This is a genomic window from Alteromonas sp. ABH4_456 (assembly GCF_056160645.1).
Map to the genome: position 1 here is coordinate 342814 of NZ_JBSWXO010000005.1, position 18110 is coordinate 360923.

At 45.2% G+C, this 18110-nt stretch carries 15 protein-coding genes; 3 read left to right on the forward strand and 12 right to left on the reverse strand.

Going from position 1 to position 18110, the window contains the following annotated elements; all coding sequences use genetic code 11:
* Positions 1-21: 21 nt before the first annotated feature.
* The 10 genes from ACXAG2_RS10805 to ACXAG2_RS10850 all read right to left on the reverse strand — a co-directional run bounded on the left by ACXAG2_RS10805 (position 22) and on the right by ACXAG2_RS10850 (position 12359).
* Complete coding sequence (locus tag ACXAG2_RS10805; RefSeq protein WP_474866835.1) at positions 22-1497, reverse strand: nucleoside hydrolase-like domain-containing protein; 1476 nt, start codon at positions 1495-1497, stop codon at positions 22-24.
* Between the two features lie 71 nt (positions 1498-1568).
* Entirely contained in the window at positions 1569-3446 is a 1878-nt protein-coding gene (locus tag ACXAG2_RS10810) for a hypothetical protein (RefSeq protein ID WP_474866838.1), read from the reverse strand.
* A gap of 37 nt (positions 3447-3483) precedes the next feature.
* Complete coding sequence (locus ACXAG2_RS10815; RefSeq protein ID WP_474866841.1) at positions 3484-4842, reverse strand: DUF1593 domain-containing protein; 1359 nt, start codon at positions 4840-4842, stop codon at positions 3484-3486.
* 4 nt (positions 4843-4846) lie between these two features.
* A complete protein-coding gene (locus ACXAG2_RS10820) occupies positions 4847-5830 on the reverse strand; it encodes an ABC transporter permease (protein ID WP_474866843.1) in 984 nt (327 codons plus the stop codon).
* A gap of 3 nt (positions 5831-5833) precedes the next feature.
* Positions 5834-7360: a sugar ABC transporter ATP-binding protein gene (locus tag ACXAG2_RS10825; RefSeq protein ID WP_474866845.1), complete on the reverse strand. Its 1527-nt coding sequence runs from the start codon at positions 7358-7360 to the stop codon at positions 5834-5836.
* Positions 7357-8013: a DUF2291 family protein gene (locus ACXAG2_RS10830; RefSeq protein ID WP_474866847.1), complete on the reverse strand. Its 657-nt coding sequence runs from the start codon at positions 8011-8013 to the stop codon at positions 7357-7359. Before ACXAG2_RS10830 ends, ACXAG2_RS10825 begins: the two co-directional genes overlap by 4 nt.
* 12 nt (positions 8014-8025) lie before the next feature.
* Positions 8026-9003: a substrate-binding domain-containing protein gene (locus tag ACXAG2_RS10835; RefSeq protein WP_474866849.1), complete on the reverse strand. Its 978-nt coding sequence runs from the start codon at positions 9001-9003 to the stop codon at positions 8026-8028.
* Positions 9003-10517, reverse strand: coding sequence for an FGGY family carbohydrate kinase (locus ACXAG2_RS10840; protein WP_474866851.1), 1515 nt, complete (start codon positions 10515-10517; stop codon positions 9003-9005). The genes ACXAG2_RS10835 and ACXAG2_RS10840 overlap by 1 nt, the downstream gene beginning before the upstream one ends.
* A gap of 4 nt (positions 10518-10521) precedes the next feature.
* The gene (locus ACXAG2_RS10845) at positions 10522-11523 is read right to left on the reverse strand and encodes a transketolase family protein (RefSeq protein ID WP_474866853.1); all 1002 of its coding nucleotides are present in this window, start codon (positions 11521-11523) and stop codon (positions 10522-10524) included.
* On the reverse strand, positions 11520-12359 hold the full coding sequence (locus ACXAG2_RS10850) for a transketolase (RefSeq protein WP_474866856.1): 840 nt from the start codon (positions 12357-12359) through the stop codon (positions 11520-11522). Before ACXAG2_RS10850 ends, ACXAG2_RS10845 begins: the two co-directional genes overlap by 4 nt.
* A 205-nt stretch (positions 12360-12564) precedes the next feature.
* Between ACXAG2_RS10850 and ACXAG2_RS10855 the strand changes: the two genes are divergently transcribed.
* Both ACXAG2_RS10855 and ACXAG2_RS10860 read left to right on the forward strand, forming a co-directional pair.
* Positions 12565-13356 carry a DeoR/GlpR family DNA-binding transcription regulator gene (locus tag ACXAG2_RS10855; RefSeq protein ID WP_474866858.1) on the forward strand — a complete coding sequence of 264 codons (792 nt, stop codon included), beginning with the start codon at positions 12565-12567 and terminating at the stop codon, positions 13354-13356.
* Positions 13357-13421: 65 nt separating this feature from the next.
* The gene (locus ACXAG2_RS10860) at positions 13422-14408 is read left to right on the forward strand and encodes a sugar phosphate isomerase/epimerase family protein (RefSeq protein WP_474866861.1); all 987 of its coding nucleotides are present in this window, start codon (positions 13422-13424) and stop codon (positions 14406-14408) included.
* A gap of 68 nt (positions 14409-14476) precedes the next feature.
* Here ACXAG2_RS10860 and ACXAG2_RS10865 read toward each other — a convergent pair whose 3' ends face one another.
* Both ACXAG2_RS10865 and ACXAG2_RS10870 read right to left on the reverse strand, forming a co-directional pair.
* Complete coding sequence (locus tag ACXAG2_RS10865; protein ID WP_474866863.1) at positions 14477-15355, reverse strand: helix-turn-helix domain-containing protein; 879 nt, start codon at positions 15353-15355, stop codon at positions 14477-14479.
* Between the two features lie 117 nt (positions 15356-15472).
* On the reverse strand, positions 15473-16423 hold the full coding sequence (locus ACXAG2_RS10870; protein WP_474866866.1) for an IS30 family transposase: 951 nt from the start codon (positions 16421-16423) through the stop codon (positions 15473-15475).
* Between the two features lie 289 nt (positions 16424-16712).
* On the opposite strand from ACXAG2_RS10870, the gene ribBA reads away from it, so the two are divergent.
* The gene (gene ribBA / locus ACXAG2_RS10875) at positions 16713-17831 is read left to right on the forward strand and encodes a bifunctional 3,4-dihydroxy-2-butanone-4-phosphate synthase/GTP cyclohydrolase II (RefSeq protein ID WP_474866869.1); all 1119 of its coding nucleotides are present in this window, start codon (positions 16713-16715) and stop codon (positions 17829-17831) included.
* Positions 17832-18110 lie beyond the last annotated feature (279 nt).

Below are 18110 nucleotides of genomic sequence, written 5' to 3' on the forward strand. Positions count from 1 at the left end.
AATACCTGGTCTTTATTTTATCTAGGGTTGTACATCGACAATAACGCGCTGATAGCGGGTTAATCGAGGCGTGCCGTGGTCAGTCACGGCCAGTATGATGTGCATCGTTCCATTGCGCAGGACGCGAGCTGTCGGCACATTGAACCAGGCTTTGGGCTGATCAAAATCCTTAATCACTAATGGTTGCCCTGAACGTGCACTTGAAACGGTAAATGAGCCTGGCTCTGCGTAGTAAAACCACTCGTAGGAGAGCGAGTCACCATCTGGGTCACTGGAGCCCATCGCCGATAGTTCAACACGTTCACCGGGCTTAGCGGAAATGTGGTTAGCATGATCCAATTTAGCGATAGGAGGATGGTTGGCATCTTCGTAAGGCTTGATTGTCCAGTCCATGCGTGCCGCAAAATCATGCTGAAAGGCTTCTCGCCAGCGCCAGATAGTGGCGTGGTTGCTGGTATGCCAGCGGCCGTCATGCCCCAATACTTCATCTGCGACATTGGTCCATAATGGCCGCGTTTCCGGTTCAAGAAACCACTTCTCCATACGCGGTGTATACAGCTCGTAACGGCCACCCCAGCCGCCCCAGTTAGGGTGGTCCATATTATTCAGACCATTGTTAATCAGCCCAAGAAAGCTCGGTGTATCCCCTTCCATCAGATACTCAGTATGCGGATGTTCCGCTCCAAGCGGTCCTTTGGAACGGATGTGCTTGTCTAACCACGGGTTATCAACCAGTGAAAAATTAGCGCCATCAAAACGCGCATGGAAGTTATCCCCAGCAATCCCGCTCCAAGTTGCATTGTGGTAGCCGCCACCAGAGTGGAAACCGGGACTGGCAATGTAGTGCAAAGCTGGGAAATTTTTGCGTATCCACGGGCCGGAGTCATCTTGGTCTGAAATGGTGTAGACCCGAATTTTATCTACAAACTTAGCCAGGTCAGCCGAAGATCGGGTTTCGCGTACTTTCCAAAGTGCTTGTGCTAGCACGTTAGGTCCACCCCAAACCGTAACCCACAAGGGCCGAGGATCGTTTTTATCCACCGCTTTGATTAGGGCTTCGGATCCTGCGGAATCCATGCCTTTACCAACTGCGTTCATACCGTATTTAGGCAATCCCTCACCCACGATCGATAACAATTGCTGCTCAGTGGGAAAACCTTTTTCGTGCAGTAATAAATTGTCCCGCACCTTGCCATAGGCTTTTACAATACGGCGAATACGCGGAGCAGCGGTTCGGTTTTGTTGGTGAACAGAGGTTGTGGCAATCAAACCTTCTACATCCCACTGATTCGAATATACCAAGAAACGCACTAATGACTGCGCATCATCCGGTTCATTTTCAATATCGGTCAGCACAAACACTCTAGGCTTCACCGTAAGCTCATCCGCTTGAGCCATCATTGTTGTTAGCAATAAGCCGATACAGCCCATACTTATCATCAATGCTTTCGCTACATTGCCAATCAACGTATTCCACTTATTAGCGATTTTTGTCATTGTAAATCTCTCTATCCCGTCTGTTGTTAATTGGTTAACGCAACGTCATCGGTTATCAGGTCGATTCATTACTATTCAGGCTTGCGGCGCACTACAATGCTCACATCATCGATAAAAAACTGCTTCTTTTGGCTTTTTAAATGACCATCAGATAATTCATGGCCACCACTACCGCGACGACGATATTCACCAGTACGCAAGATCAGCCGCTCCACTGTCGGTACCACATCACTAAAATAAGCGGTGCGGTATAACACTTCTTCACCATTGATAAGCAGTTGATAGCGATCGATATCACTCTCAGGATTCACATCCAGCTCAACATCCAGCCACTCATTTGCCCGATAACCTCCAGCGGGCTTCCAAATCCCTTCGTGTTTTGCCTCCACCCTGCCATCCTCTGTAAAAGCAATTTGAACTGGCCGTTGCCCTTCAGCGTTAGCGACATCAATTTCAATTCGTCCGTCAATTTGCGCGGCGAGGAGCTTAAATCGGATCAGTGCGGATAAACTCGTCGGAAACACTCGGGTTGCACTGGCGTAGTCATAGGGGTCTTCATCCACCAAGGATAAAACTGCGCCTTGTTGACTTTGTGTTTCGACTACAGAAACCGGTGCCCAAAGCGGGCGGTAAATATTCCAACCTTTAGGTAAACCAAGGGAATCGAGTGTATTGAAACCATCCTGAATATCTGACGTTTCGGAACTTTTTGTATCAGTTGGTACCATACTGACCCAAATATCTTCTTTGTTAACACTATAGGTAAGCCAAAGGTTGCCATCTGGCGATTGTCCATTTCCTTCAACAATACCGCGAACATACTGTGGTCCCATGTTTTTGTATTTACCGGGATAACGCTGCACCGGGAGTTCACCATGCACCGCTAATAAATCACTGAAATGCTGACCGTCGTCACTGATCACCATTGCTAATGGATGGCGCAAGCGAGTGGTAGGATTAAATACCAATGCATAGCGGCCATCTGCCATTTTCTGCCCCCAATACTTTGCCGCACTGGCTGGCAAATTCTCGGCACGACCCAACGATTGCCAAGTGAGCGCATTATCTTTAGTAATAAAAGTGTTCCCCCCTTTAACAACGCCGATAGTGTCACCAGAAGGCAGTGTAAAATACGATAACGCTTGCCCTTGTGGGCCGTACAATCCAGTTTCATCCAACCTATCTTCTTCCCACCATTGCGCCGTGACCATTCTGTTAGTCAGCAGGCTCTCACAGGCTTCGATAAATCCGTTGTCACTGCTACTGGTATACACCGGAAAATGATTTTTATCGGCGTCTGTCCATTGGGTGTGTTTGTTAAGTCGTATGTAATAGATAGGGCTTAATGAGCCATCCTCATAGATTTCACGCACCGCTCGCCCCACACCTTCGCCCATATGAGGGTCTGGATAAGACCCATAAAAAGCGGTAGTTAACAGTCTGCCGTTGGGGGCGATATAAAAACTAGCGCGTTGATGATTCAGGCTGTCGGTACCATCGGAAAGCGTATAAGCCGGAAAAATAACCTGTGGCCCTTGCCAGTGAAGACCATCTGTTGAAGACATCAATGAGGTTGATGTGTGGGGATCGTGCTCATTGACCGGCGCATGCAAGTAATTTAAATAAAATTTGCCTTTCCAATGTGCCAACATTGGTGCGTGACTATAAGTGTCATTCACCTGATCCAAATGCATAGGTTGCAGCCGATTTGCCCGAAATATTTGAATATTCCGCACTCCAATAACGGGCTGTAATCCGCCATCGGCATTAGTGCTCACCTGTGGCATCTTGTCCAAGCGAATATTGGTTGCAATAGGTTTATCAGCTGCGTTCTGAGTGCCAGTTTGATTAGCACGCTGGTCATTGCCACAAGCAACCAGCAGCAAGCTACTGACAATCATTCCTACCTTCAGGCTATAAAATGGCTTATGTTGTACAAACACAGTCATTAGAACTCTCCCACTTTGAGTTTTTTATATTGCTTGGCTAAGGTGCGGTTTGTACCCAGTCCATGCGTTTGGCAAAATCTTGCAGGTACGCCTGACGCCATTGACTGACTGTTTTCGCACCAATATGTGGGCCTTCTGAGAACTCTGGTGCCGGGTTATCTACCCACCAGTTTGGCCAACGGTTATCAGGGTTAAGAGCTTGTTGTGGTGAGGTCGGCAGGGCGTTAATTTGCCCTGTCAGACCATCCAGCGATTGCACATTGCTCGACAGGGTATAGCTAAATAATTTAGATGCTTTGGGTGAAAAGCGGAATCGTACCTGACCTTGTTTATCAAAAAAACCATCCAGTAATTGGTTTTCGACACTCATCTGTGCGACAGGCTTGTCGATACCCGTTACATCTGCAGCTAGCTGAATTTCCAGAATACCAAACTCTTCAATTTCATCCTGCGCGGTAGTGATACGTTTAAATAGCTTATAAGGGCGTTCCCAGGCTCGCACATACTGCCCTCCCCAGCCGGGCTGGGTTGGATCTTGCATTTTGCCATTAAGTACCCAGCCTAATGATGGCGTATCACCCATTTTAATTTCACCGCCAAGTTGGGTAATAAAGAATTCCCCTAAAGCACCATGGCCGGCAACATGTTGACTCACAAAAGAAGTATTGCCCATATCTCCTGACTGGTCTCCACCAACAAACCAACCACGATAGGTGGCGTTCGATTCGATGATAAATAACTCAGGATGATTTTCAGCAATGTACTGATAAGCATTCGGCCCCCATTTTTTATTCGGGCCACCGATGTAATACACTCTTAATTTGGGCAGAATATCAGGGGCATCATGTAATGCCTGGGCTACATCTTCAATACCGCCCCACACCAATACATGGAGTGGTCTGGGGTCATCGATTCGCGCACGCTCGATAATCCACTGGGATCCCTCGGTTGGTCTTCTAACACCTTGATAGGGTGATATCTCCGTCTCCCCCTGCTTGGTCAATGCCCTTAACTCATCCGCAGTAGGATAATTCGCGGATATCGCGCGCAAGGCTGGATAGTCGCGTTCATAGTAGTCAATCACATCCAGAATATCCTGTTTACGCCCAGGTCCAAACGGTGATGACACCAATCCTTCTAAATCCATTTCGTTGATATATAAAAATAAGTGTGCCATTGACTGGAAATCATCCGGGTCTGTACCACCAATATCAGTAGAGATAAGTACTCGATGTCGTTGAGTATCGGCTTTCTCTGGCGTCGAAACAGCAGTGGTTTGGGAGGCAATAGGCTCGTTACTATCTACGCAACCAGTTAATAGAATCAATGAAATGCTTAGCTTTAGGGCAGCCAATAGCCCGCCTTGTAAGCTGTTGTACAGATAAAAATCTTTCATTCTTTTAGTCACCATGTTTACTGTTGGCTTTATCAATGGCCACTGCCGCCAAAATCACCAATCCTTTAATTACCTGTTGCCAGAATGGAGAAACATTTAACAGAAATAATCCGTTATTCAGCACACCAATAATCAGGCACCCTAAAACCGTTCCCCAAACAGAGCCGCGACCGCCAGCCAGCGACGTACCACCAATGACCACTGCTGCGATACAATCCAACTCATAACCTAAGCCAGCATTCGGCTGTGCTGAATCAAGACGCGCAGTCACCAACAACCCTGCCACGCCGGCAAGCCCGCCACCTAGGGCATAAACCCAGATTTTGATATTGTTGACATTTAAGCCGGTTAGTAACGAGGCTCGTTCATTGCCACCGACGGCATACAGATAGCGACCGAAACGGGTTTTCAACGTAATCGCCACAAAAACCAGCACCAAGGCCACGGAGATCCAAACCGGCATAGGTATGCCAAGAAGTTCTCCGGTACCAATAAAGCCAAAATCTTCCCCTAAACCGGTAATAGGAAAGCCACCGGTCCACAGCATGGTTAAACCACGAGCGATACTAAACATACCCAGTGTTGCCACGAAAGGAGGGATTTTGAAACGGGTAATCATCAGGCCGTTAAACCAGCCCAGACCAAATCCAACCAGAACACCGACAATAATGGCGCCAGCTAATGTCACCTGAATCAACACGTCGAACATCGGTATCGCAATACCATTTTTCAGGATGCCTGCCGCCACAGCACCGGCCAATGCCAGAATGGCGCCCACAGAGAGATCTATTCCGCCTGATAGGATGATCAGCGTCATACCAATGGATAAACACAAATTAACCGATATCTGACGCATAATGTTCCAACCGTTGTCGAGGGTTAAAAACGAGTCAGATAACAGTGACATCGCTATGACCATCACAACCAACGCAATCAGCGACTGTGATTTAGCCAACAACTCTTTGGTAGGTAATTTATTCGTGCTCACAACTTATACTCCTTTTGGCAATGCCGCCGCCATAATTGATTCTTCGTTAGCCTGCGCACGATCAAACTCAGCCGTTTTCTGACCTTCGCATAACACCATCACTCTGTCGGTTAGAGCCAAGATTTCTGGTAATTCTGAAGACACTACAATCACGGCTAAACCAGACTCACCGAGTTTGTGAATTAAACTGTAAATTTCATCTTTGGCATTCACATCAATCCCGCGGGTTGGCTCATCCAACAGCAGTACCAATGGCTTATTGGCGAGCCATTTACCGAGGATAACTTTCTGTTGATTGCCACCACTAAGATTGCGAATGGTTTGATGAATAGACGGGGTTTTAACACTGAAATCACGAACTATTTCATCTGCTAGTTGGTTTTCGGCTTTTTCATCCGTAAAGCCAAATCTGCCGAGTCGCCCCAAACAAGCCAAACTGGCATTTTCTGATACCGACATCCCTAAGATCAGCCCTTCATGCTTGCGATCTTCAGGGGCAAGTGCCAAGCCCAAATCAATAGCCTGTCGTGGTGATGTAATCTTAACGGGCTCACCGTTAACGAAGAAGGTGCCACTTGCCTGAAGTGGATGTAATCCAAATACGGTTTCCAGTAATTCGGTTCTGCCGGCTCCCATTAAACCAAATATGCCCAACACTTCTCCGCGGTGCACGTTAAAGTCAATATTCTTTAAAAGGTATTCTTCTGGACGCTCAGGATGAGCCAAAGACAAGTTTTCAATACGCAGCGCTTCGGCACCTTTTTCAGTACTTTGACGCTCGGTATAGGACTTCATTTCGCGTCCGACCATCATACGTACAATATCACCACGACTTAAGTCAGACAGCGGCGCACTGCTAATCAGCTTGCCATCTCGCATGACAACAGCGTCATCACCTATGCGCGTCAGCTCTTCAAGCTTGTGGGTAATATATGCAATGGCAACACCTTGTTTTTTAAGGTTCTCGATAATGCCAAACAGCACGTCAATTTCGTGTTCGGTAATGGCTGAAGTGGGTTCATCCATAATCAGCACTTTGGCATTGGTAGAAATGGCTTTGGCAATTTCCACGATTTGCTGTTGACCTACGCGCAAGTGACCTAATGGTGTGGTCGGCTCCACATCCAAATCCAACCGCTTAAGTAGTACGGCGGTGTCGCGGTTCATTTTCTCGGAGTCAATTAAACCAAACCGATTTAGTGGCTCGCGACTAAGGAAGATATTTTCAGCCACCGTTAAATTGGAGACTAAATTCAGTTCCTGATAAATCATGGAAATCCCGGCGTCACGTGCTTCTCGCGGATTAGCGAAATTAACTGCTTGACCAGATAACCTCACTTCGCCTTGATCCTGGTTGAACACACCTGCGACAATATTCATCAATGTCGACTTACCGGCGCCATTTTCACCCAGTAGCGCGGTTAAACGTCCGCTGCGTAATGTCAGGCTGACATTATCCAGAGCACGGACACCGGGGAAACTCTTACCTATTCCTTGTGCTTCCAGCACAATTTCTGCTGATGTTGTCATAACACTTCAACCACAACAGGTACCACTAAAAATGAGTCTGGAACGCCGTCGTAATCAGAAATATCCACCCCACCGGCAAAACGAACTTGTTTGCCGACAAGGTTATCAGCTTGCAAGATGGGTAAAACCTGTTGCTCCACTCTGCGATTTAGTTCTTCAGATAAGGCGTTGTAATCCTGGGTATTGGAAAAATCACTGATATTAAACAAACCTGAACCATCGCGAATAGCATTACCGAAAATAGGGCCTATTTCGATAACTGCGATTTCCTTTCCGTCTGGCATCAAGGCAATGCTGACGCTATCAGCCTCGGCCGAGACAATATACCCCTGACCAGAGACAAAATAGGAGGCGGTACCACTAAGACCCAGCCTGTTACCATAATCGTTAGCCGCTTGTTGTGCGTCCTGCTGAAATGCTTGATGTAAAGTTACTACATCTACCGCATTCTCAGCGGCTTCTAATAGAGCGCCTTGCCAGATCTCACCGACATAAGTTACTGGGTCAAAATTCGCTGCTAACGCTTTTTGTTGCGCTTCTTTTAAAGACACTACTTTGAACAGTGGCATCACATAAAACAAAAGTGCCAAGCCGATAACCACAATAATCCAAACTTTTAGCTTTGCACTTTTATAAGACATAGAACTTGTCATTCAATACACCTACTACTTACGACCATAATCACCAAAGTTGCTGACATTTTGCTGTGTCACCAACTCTACCGACACCGGTGTTTTCTGAGGAAAATCACGTTTACCATTGATGTATTGGTCGGCACTTTCTGCTGCTGTCTTTGCCATTACTTTGGGGAATTGCATACCCGTCGCGGTAATCTTACCCTCAGCAATTAACTTCACGACATCGTCGGCACCATCGAAACCAAAAACCTTAACCTTGTCCGCTTTGCCGGCGGCTAACAGAGCTTGGTAAGCCCCCATGGCCATCGCATCGTTGCCGCAGAAAACAGCATCGATGTCAGGATTAGCCTGCAATACCGATTCCAGAACATCGAGTGCTTTGGCACGGTCAAAATCGGCGCTTTGCTGCGCCACCATTTCTAATCCAGGATAACGGTCAACCACACTGTGAAAACCTTTTGAGCGATTCCAGGTATTGTTGTCACCAACCAAGCCTAATAACTCGACATACTTGCCCGTTTTTCCAACCGTTTTAACAAAATACTGACCGAGCGCGACGGTGCCGGCGTAATTGTCAGATAGAATCTGCGACACTGCCGCATCGGTGGCATTAATCTCCCGATCCATACCAAATACCGGGATATCCGCTTTCTTGGCACGACGTACATTGGCAATAGAGCCGTCCGCATCGGTAGGATTAAATAAAATGGCGCTGTAGCCAGAGGCCACAATATTTTCAAAATGTGCCGCTTCTTTGGATGGGTCATTTTGCGAATCAAAAATGGTCGCTTCATAACCGAGTTCAATTGCACGATCTCGAGCAGCCTCAGCTAAGATCACAAACCAAGGATTGTTCAGTGTCGAGACCACAACAGCAATGCGTTTACTGGCTGATTCTTTTTGCGTCTCAACTCCTTGATTATCAGCCTGTCCACAACCGGTTAATAACAAGGCAAACATCATCAAGGCAGAAACGAGCACTGCCGGTATTTTTGTTATTTTCATTATGAGTGTCCTTCATTTTTGTTTTGTTTACTGCCGGATAACACTAGATGCATCGCATCTCGCCATCCAGAGTGTAGAGTATTAACCATTTCAGATGGCATATGCGGGTGATACTGTTTATCGTTGCGTGGTAACGCTGCAATTTCATCAATAGACTGATATTTTCCTAGCCCCATTGGTCCCATCATTGCCGCACCCAGTGCTGAACAATCAGGAGCGGCTGAAACCGCCAGGTCAGTACAGGTAATATCCGCAGTAAATTGCATTAACAACTGATTTGCCGACGGTCCACCATCGGCGTTGAGCAAGGTCAATTTCACGCCACTTTCCTGCTGCATCGCCTCCAGTGCATCTTTTAACTGATAAGCAATGGAATTTAGTGCGGCACGAGCGACATGTTTTTTATTGCTATATCCGGACAATCCAACTATCGCGGCACGCGCATCCGGATCCCAGTAGGGTAAGCCCAATCCCGAAAATGCCGGAATAAAATAGACCCCTCCTTCATCTTCTACTTGAGAAGCCAGCTCTTCTAGCTCACTAACCTCTTGAATAAGCCCAAGTTGGTCCTTAAGCCACACCAATGTTGCCGCGGAATGGATAATAATGCCTTCGTATGCATAGGTGGGTTGACCATTAATGATCCAAGCTAATGCAGTCACAACGCCCAGTTTTGAAAACTGTGGTTGATTGCCAATATTCAACAAAACTGAAGAGCCAGTACCAAAAGTGACTTTGGCACTACCGGATTCAAAACAACGCAGGGCAAATAAAGACGCTTGCGAGTCTCCGATAACGCCGATAATTGGGCATGGTTTTGATAAAACACCGGCAATCTGGGTTTCACCAAACGACGCGGAACTCTCCCGAACCTCCGCCAACGCATTCATTGGCACTTGCCACAAATCACACAGTGACTGACTCCAAGACAGGCGATTAATATCGTACAACAATGTGCGACTGGCATTGGATGGGTCGGTTGCGAAGACCTTTCCTTGGGTTAGCCGATATATAAGATAGGTATCTACGGTACCAATTAATGCTTCACCCTCAACCAGTTTTTGTTTGAGACCATCATAATGCTCAACCATCCACTGCAATTTTGAACCTGAAAAATACGGGTCAATTCGCAGACCTGTCGCTGTGCTTATGATGTCACTATGGCCGTGTTCGATGTGCTGCTTGCAAATTCTGTCGCTACGTCGACATTGCCAAACGATTGCCGGATACAGCGGCTTGCCTGTGTCTTTGTCAAAGACCACGATCGTTTCCCGCTGATTGGTAATACTCAACCCCAGCAGTTGATCCGCCCTATGTGCGTTCCGCGTAATTAAAGACTGGGTAACAGTTAACAGATTTTGCCAAATTTCTTCGGCATCATGCTCCACCCAGCCCGGTTGCGGATAAAATTGCTGATGGGCAGCAGACTCTCGATCAAGTACCTCCCCTTGACTATCAAACAGCAGTGCTTTAGTTGCAGACGTACTTTGGTCTATCGCTAGAATACAAGGCATAACGCTAAACGCCCAATAGACGGCGCATGGCCTGCGCCAAACCTTCCATTGATATGCCGTAATGATTAAAGATGTCTGCTTGGCTACCCGTCACGGTATATTCATCTGGAATGCCGCAAACTTTAAATTTAGGCGCAATAGCCGTTTGAGAGATTACCCCCGCACATGCCTCTCCTAAACCACCATTCACCATATGCTCTTCTACAGTAACAATAGCCCGACATTCACTTGCCGCAACAAGAATGGCATCTGTATCTAAGGGTTTAATAGTAGGCATACTGATAACTCTACAATTGATACCTAAGGCTTCATGTAAATAGCCCGCAGCTAAAAATGCGTGAATTACTGTTTCGCCGTTGGCGATAAAAGCGGCATCATTACCTGCTCTAACCACTCGTGCTTTGCCAACTTCAAATTTATTAATAGTGGGTAATCCATAGAGAGGAGCTTTGCCAAATCGTAAATAGACTGGCGTTGGCCATGTAGCCGCCGCTTTTACGGCTTCGATGGCTTCATAGTTATCCGCAGGTGAAATAATGGTGATATTGTTCACTGCTCTTAACGCAGCAAAGTCATGTAACGAATGGTGAGTTGTACCTAAGGCACCGTAACTGACACCAGCACTAATTCCCACTAAAGCCACCGGATTATCAGAGTAAGCCACATCATTCTTAATTTGCTCAAAAGAACGAGCAGTAAGAAAACAGGCGGGTGATACGGCAAACACACTCTTACCAATAGACGCTAATCCGGCCGCGACACCGACCAAGTTTTGCTCTGCAATACCCACTTCCACTATCTGATCTGGATAAGCTTGCGCAAAAGGAGCAAGTTTACCCGACCCTCTGGAGTCACTGGTTACAACAGTGATCTGAGCATCTTCTGAAGCCAGCTGTTGCAGTGTTTCTGAAAATACTTCGAGATTAGGTTTGCCTAATTTCAGGCCAAATTTTTCTGCATACGCTTTCGCGACATTAGAATACATTGATGGCGCTGGCGCACTCATGCTAAAGCCTCCTTAAATGTGGCAAGATTGAAGTTAATTTCCGCTAATGCGCGCAAATACTCTTCATCATTGGGAACACCATGGTGCCATTTTCCTACATCTTCCATAAAACTCACTCCTTTACCTTTTACAGTACGAGCGATAATGGCTGTCGGCTTTCCTGGCTCAAGTGGCTTTTCTAAAACGCTTATAAGCTGATCAAAATTATGACCATCTATGGTTTTAACCGCCCAACCAAATGACTCAAACTTTTCGGCCAGAGGTTCATTGTTCATCACATCACGAGTACGGCCGGTAATTTGCAGCGTATTGCAGTCAACGATAGCGGTGAGATTGTCAAGTTTATAATGTGATGCCGCCATTGCCGCTTCCCAGTTAGAACCTTCAGCAATCTCACCATCACCTAATAAAGTAAATACCCGAAAATCAGACTTATCCATTTTTGCACCAATCGCCATCCCGGTGCAGATTGGCAAACCATGCCCCAGAGCACCTGTATTCTGCTCTACACCTGGAATTTTTCGCGTGGGGTGACCGACAAAGTGAGATTGATATCCACATAAGGTTTCTAATTCAGACTCTTCAAAAAAGCCTTGGTCAGCTAACACCACAAACAAAGCTTCAACAGAATGCCCCTTACTTTGCACAAATCTATCTCTGTCAGGAGCAGAAAAAGTGTCTGGAGAGACCCGCAATATGCGGTTGTAGAGCACGTTCAATATATCCACACAGGACAAACTTCCCCCTGTATGACCAGCTCCAGCATGTTTGATCCATCTAATGATATCGCGACGATACTCTAACGATTTTCGAGCAAGTTGACCATTCGTGTTCATGATTACTATTCAGGTACTTTAATTAATTTTTAAATACTATATAGTGTTTATTAATTTATCGCCAGGTATTTTCGTAAGAATTTAACTTTCGTTCACTTTCGAATTGCAATTAATGCATCAATAGAAACGAAAAACAAATGAAGTTGAGCTCAATTACGTGGTAATACATAAGCTTTGTTTACATCACCTGGCAGAGAATTGATTTATGCAAGAAAACAAGTTCAAGGGACGACAATTTGGTGAGATCCGCCGCACTAAAATGTTGGACTGGCTAAGAGAAGAAGGTAGTGAGCGTGTCAGTGTTTTCGCTGAAGCGTTTGGCGTTTCTGAGGTCACGATACGTCAAGACCTGGAAAAATTAGAAAACGATGGACACATTGTTAGAGAGCATGGCGGTGCTTTCTTAAAATCGGTACCCGATCAAGTTCGCTCGATGGCATTGGAACATCAAGAAAATATAGACGTTAAGCAGAAAATAGGCAGAGCAGCCGCCAAGCTAGTGGAAAATGGAGAATCAATAATTATTGATTCCGGCTCGACGACGACAGCAATGGCCTCACATTTGTTTGGGAAGAAGAACGTAACAGTGATAACCAATGCACTTAATATTGCGCTTATGCTCGGGGCTGAGCCAGAGTTTGATGTGCATATGAGTGGAGGTCACTTTAAAGCCCCTACTTTGTCTTTAAGTGGTGATAGATCGGCTGATTACTTTGATGGACTTTTTGTACAAAAGCTATTTTTAGCTACTGCCGCCTTAGATGTAGATAGTGGGCTGACTTATCCCTCTATGTCTGATATCGCAGTGAAAAAAGCCATGATGAATTCGGCGAAAAAAATCATCTTACTGGCGGATTCGAGCAAGATAGGAGAGCGTTCCTTCTGTCATTTGGACCATCTAAAGCGAATTAATATTTTAATAACAGATTGTGGAATTCAAGAGAAAGACCGCATCGCAATAGAAGAGGTTGGAGTTGAAGTCATTATTGCAGATTAACTCTCCAACTAAAATTAAACGTAAGTAAAGTCAATGCTTTACAGATCTCTGGAGATATACTTTTTATGAAACAAAAGCAAAAATTTGGTGCTGGAATATGGCACTTTGCCACTTATGTGGACCGCTACGCTACCGATGGTTATGGTCCAACAAGAACGCTTCTAGAGATGATTGACTTAGCTGGGCAAGTAGAAGATTTATCCGTCGTTGATATTAATTATCCTTTTGTGGATTCCTCATTGTCGCTCGATACTGTAGAAGAGGCGCTAAAGCGCAATAATTTGTCAGTTATTGGTATTACACCGGAAATTTATACCCGCCAATTCTCAAAAGGCGCGTTTACCAACCCGGATCCCGGTATCCGCAAATTGGCTAATGAAATGGTGAATGATGCGGCAAATGTTGTACGCCGTTTTGGCGCTGACTACGTCAAACTTTGGCCAGGACAAGACGGGTGGGACTATCCATTTCAGGTTGATCATCGCGAATTATGGAAACTAAGTGTTGAAGGTATTGCGGAAGCTGCAAGCCAAAACCCTGACCTTAAATTTGTTATTGAATATAAACCCCGTGAACCACGTGCACATATGAGCTATGACAGTGTCTCTCGAACCTTATTGGGTATTGAAAAGATGGGGCTTCCAAATGTAGGTATTCTGCTCGATTTTGGACATTCACTCTACGGTGGAGAATCGCCAGCAGATGCGGCTCAACTGGCTATTGACCATGGTCGTTTATTTGGTATGGACGTAAATGATAATTTTCGCGGCTGGGATGATGATCTAATAGCGGGTTCAGTGCACCCTATAGAACTATTCGAATTTTTCTACACTTTGCGTAAAAACAACTGGCAAGGTGTATGGCAATTAGATCAGTTTCCATTCAGGGAAAATGCTGTGGAAGCAGCCAACAGCGCGATAGGTTTCTTAAAGGCAATTGAACGCGCATTGGATAAACTGGATTTTGAAGCAATGCGCGAAGCTCAAAGTAAGCAAGACGCTGTAACGGCCCTTAATTTAGCCCGTAAGGCATTATTTAGTTCTTTCGAGTAGTAAAAGATATGAGTAGATTTCAGTTTTAATGCAGAAATCTACTCTTCTCCGACTTTCTGGAAATTACACTAAGCGCGTTTTTTTTGTTCTATCTGATGGGACTTTCGATAATCCCGAGGAGAACATCCACAGGAGCGAACAAAAGCATCATTAAATCGACTGATAGTAATAAAACCTGACTGAATTGCTATTTCAGTAATTTTCAAACTGGTAGTGGTCAATAAACGCTGTGCGTGTGAAATCCTATGTTGAGTTAAGTAGTTAATTAACGTCGTACCATAGGTTTTCTGGAACAAATTCATTGCATAATTAGGGTGCAAATCTGCAAACTCACTGATTTGTGCAGCGGTTAATTTTTCTGTGTAATTTTGAGCAACATAGCAAGCCATTTGTTCAGCCTTATTGAGGCCAGAATTTTTTATTGAAGTAAAACACTGGCTGTTATCATTGGCTGGTAAGTTATAAGCTAAACGCGTTAAACGAGCTTGCATTTCTAACAGCACGGGTTTTTCAATTTCTTCAGTGCGAGATTGCAAATCATTCACCCAATGCTCAAACAGCCGCTCATCAATCTGTGCGCGATTCGATGTTTGCTCACTGACAAATTGACCATGCATTAATTGTTGAACAAAAGACTCAGGAAGTTGCCAGGCTAAAAAGTTTTGCAACGGTATTGTTGCAACGTAATAAACGGTATCAGGTGTAAAATCAATAATTTGATGCGGTATCGCCGCCCAAAAAACACTTAATTTTCCGACTTCCACTGTCGTTTTTTGTCCACCAAACAAATAGGTAACCGAGCCTGACTTAAGAAAGTTTAGCTCTACTTCACTATGGTGGTCAGGACGCGGCATTGGAGATGGTTTCCAGTGCACACAAGTTAATCCATAAGGAGAAAAGTCTGGACGACCTGGATCAAATGAAAGTGGATGAATTTTTTCAGCCATTTTTAACGCGAATTCCTATATTATTACGGCACTTGAAATATGGTGAGTATTAAAAGCCTAACATTAGATAAGTAAAACAACTCGCGAATTCAACTCCGAAGTGCACCACTCGCGAAATTAGGCAGCCTGGCGTAATTCATTGAATACCGCTAGAGGTTGCCTGAAGCCGAGACACTTTCTCGGTCTGGCATTTAATGCCCGTTCAATTTTAGCAATTTGCTTGTCCGTTACTGTCCGTAAATCCGTGCCTTTACGGATGTACTGGCGCAGCAGGCCATTGAAGTTCTCATTCAATCCGCGTTCCCATGAAGAGTATGGGTTAGCGAAATAGATATCCGCTTTCAACTTTTCTGCTACCTGCTCGTGGTCACAGGATTCACTGCCGTTATCTGCTGTAATAGTACGGACGTGACGGCAGTACCGCCACAGCATTCCGACCATGGCCCGGCTTACATCAGCCGCGCTTTTGGCTGGCACTTTACGTATCAGGTACAGCTTGCTTTTCCGCTCAACTAGGCTGACTATCGCGCCGATTCCTTGCTTCCCTAAAACCGTGTCAGCTTCCCAGTCGCCAAACCGCTTCTTTCTGTTCACGATGGCTGGACGATGCTCAATGCCCACGCGATTCGGGATAATGACCCGCTTCGCCCGACTGCCTTTACGGTATCTGCGTCGACTCTGCCGCAACTGCTTATACAGCTTGCCACCGCGTAATTTATCCCGCTGTGCATAGCCATAAATCCATTCGTGACTGACGGGATGGCCTATGATTTTACCCACGCCAGCAATTTGCTCAGGACTCCATTTCTGGTTCAAGCCAAACTCAACAAACGTGATGGTCGATTCCGGTACATAATACTTGGCAGCCTGGCATCGTCGTTTTTCTGCTTTCGCCTGAGCGACTTCCGGCAAGTAATGGCTATCTCGAATTCGATTGAGTCTGACTTCCCGACTGATAGTGCTATGACTTTTCCTCAGCCGCTTTCCTATTTCCCGATAACTGAAACCCTCGCGTAAGTAGGCCTCTATCTGGTATCGTTGTCCCTCGATCAACTGCTCGTAACTCATGGTAACTACTCTTGTTTTTTGGCGATTGCAGAGTACCACCAACAGGCAGTTGATCTCTCCTCACCGTTTAACCATAAGTGGTGCACTTATTATCTGAATTCGGGCTGCTTTAAACTAGAATACCTCAACATGCCAATAAATACCTTATTTAAAAGAACTTTCACGTTAAAAAAAACCCCAACGCCCTGCAATATTAGCATCCTTAGGTATAATATACTTTCATTATCACACCTACCATTAACGAGTCTTTGAGTAATTTGGTAGGCAGTACTTAACTAACGAGTAATGTATGCAACTAAACACGTACAAGGAAATTATCGAAGATTTCCGTCAAGGCAAAATGGTGATCTTGCTTGACGATGAAGATCGTGAAAATGAAGGCGATATTTTAATGGCTGCCTCCCTAGTGGAACCCAAAGACATTAATTTTATGGCCACCCACGCCAGAGGGTTAATATGTCTGACCTTAACAGAAGAACGCTGCCGTCAACTCAATTTACCGCTGATGGTGCACAATAACGGCAGTCAACATTCCACCAACTTTACCGTTAGTATTGAAGCAGCATCAGGCATTTCAACCGGAATATCCGCTGCAGATCGCGCCCACACAGTACAAACAGCAGTAGCAACTACTGCTAAACCTCAAGACATTGTCCAACCTGGGCATATATTTCCAGTGATGGCCCAGGCTGGTGGCGTGCTGAGTCGCGCGGGACATACCGAAGCAGGTTGTGATTTAGCCCGTTTAGCGGGGCTGGAGCCAGCTGCAGTAATTGTAGAAGTAATGAATGAAGATGGCTCTATGGCAAGACGACCTGAGCTAGAAGAATTTGCCAAGCGACATAATATTAAAATTGGCACCATAGCCGGACTCATTCAATACCGGATCGCTACGGATCGCACTATTGAATGCATTAAACAACGACAAATAAATACTGTACATGGCAAATTTGAATTAAGAACATACCTCAATAACACAACAAATGAGCATCACTTTGCACTTATAAAAGGAGATGTCTGTACTGATGAACCCGTGTTAGTTCGTGTGCATGTAAGCAGTACAGCTAAAGATGTATTAGGCATATATAGTGAAGAAACTAGCAATTCATGGGACTTTAGGGCAGCTATGCAGCATATCGCTGATGTTGGAAATGGCGTATTAGTTTATATATGTCACACAGAAACCACTGAAGATATTGAAAATAGTATTGATGAATTAGTTTTAGGCAAAAAAAGGCGTCCCAGAACAGATATTGGTTACAAGCAAGTAGGTGCAGGCTCGCAAATATTACGAGATCTCGGCGTCAAGAAACTAAGACTATTAAGTGCCCCGTTAAAATTCAACGCATTATCTGGGTTCGATCTTGAAGTTGTTGAATATATTAGTTTTGATAACAGTAACAATTAGTTGTTTTACTTCAATCACTGAATTAGCGTTAATTATTCATCCCACTGTTACTATTAACTATATGGAAACCGTGGGATGAATATTGCTTTGTCGTTTTTTTGTTACCTTTGGCATAACGCTACCTGCACGACTCTACTAAACCTAAAGCCCCATTGTCGCCTGTTTATTCTTTCATCCGTGCAATTTTACTAAATAACTGTTCTTAAGTGTAGAGCACCCCATAGGGGAACTCAGTGTGATTTCTGCGATCAGATCAATCGCCAAAAAGAAATTACCGAG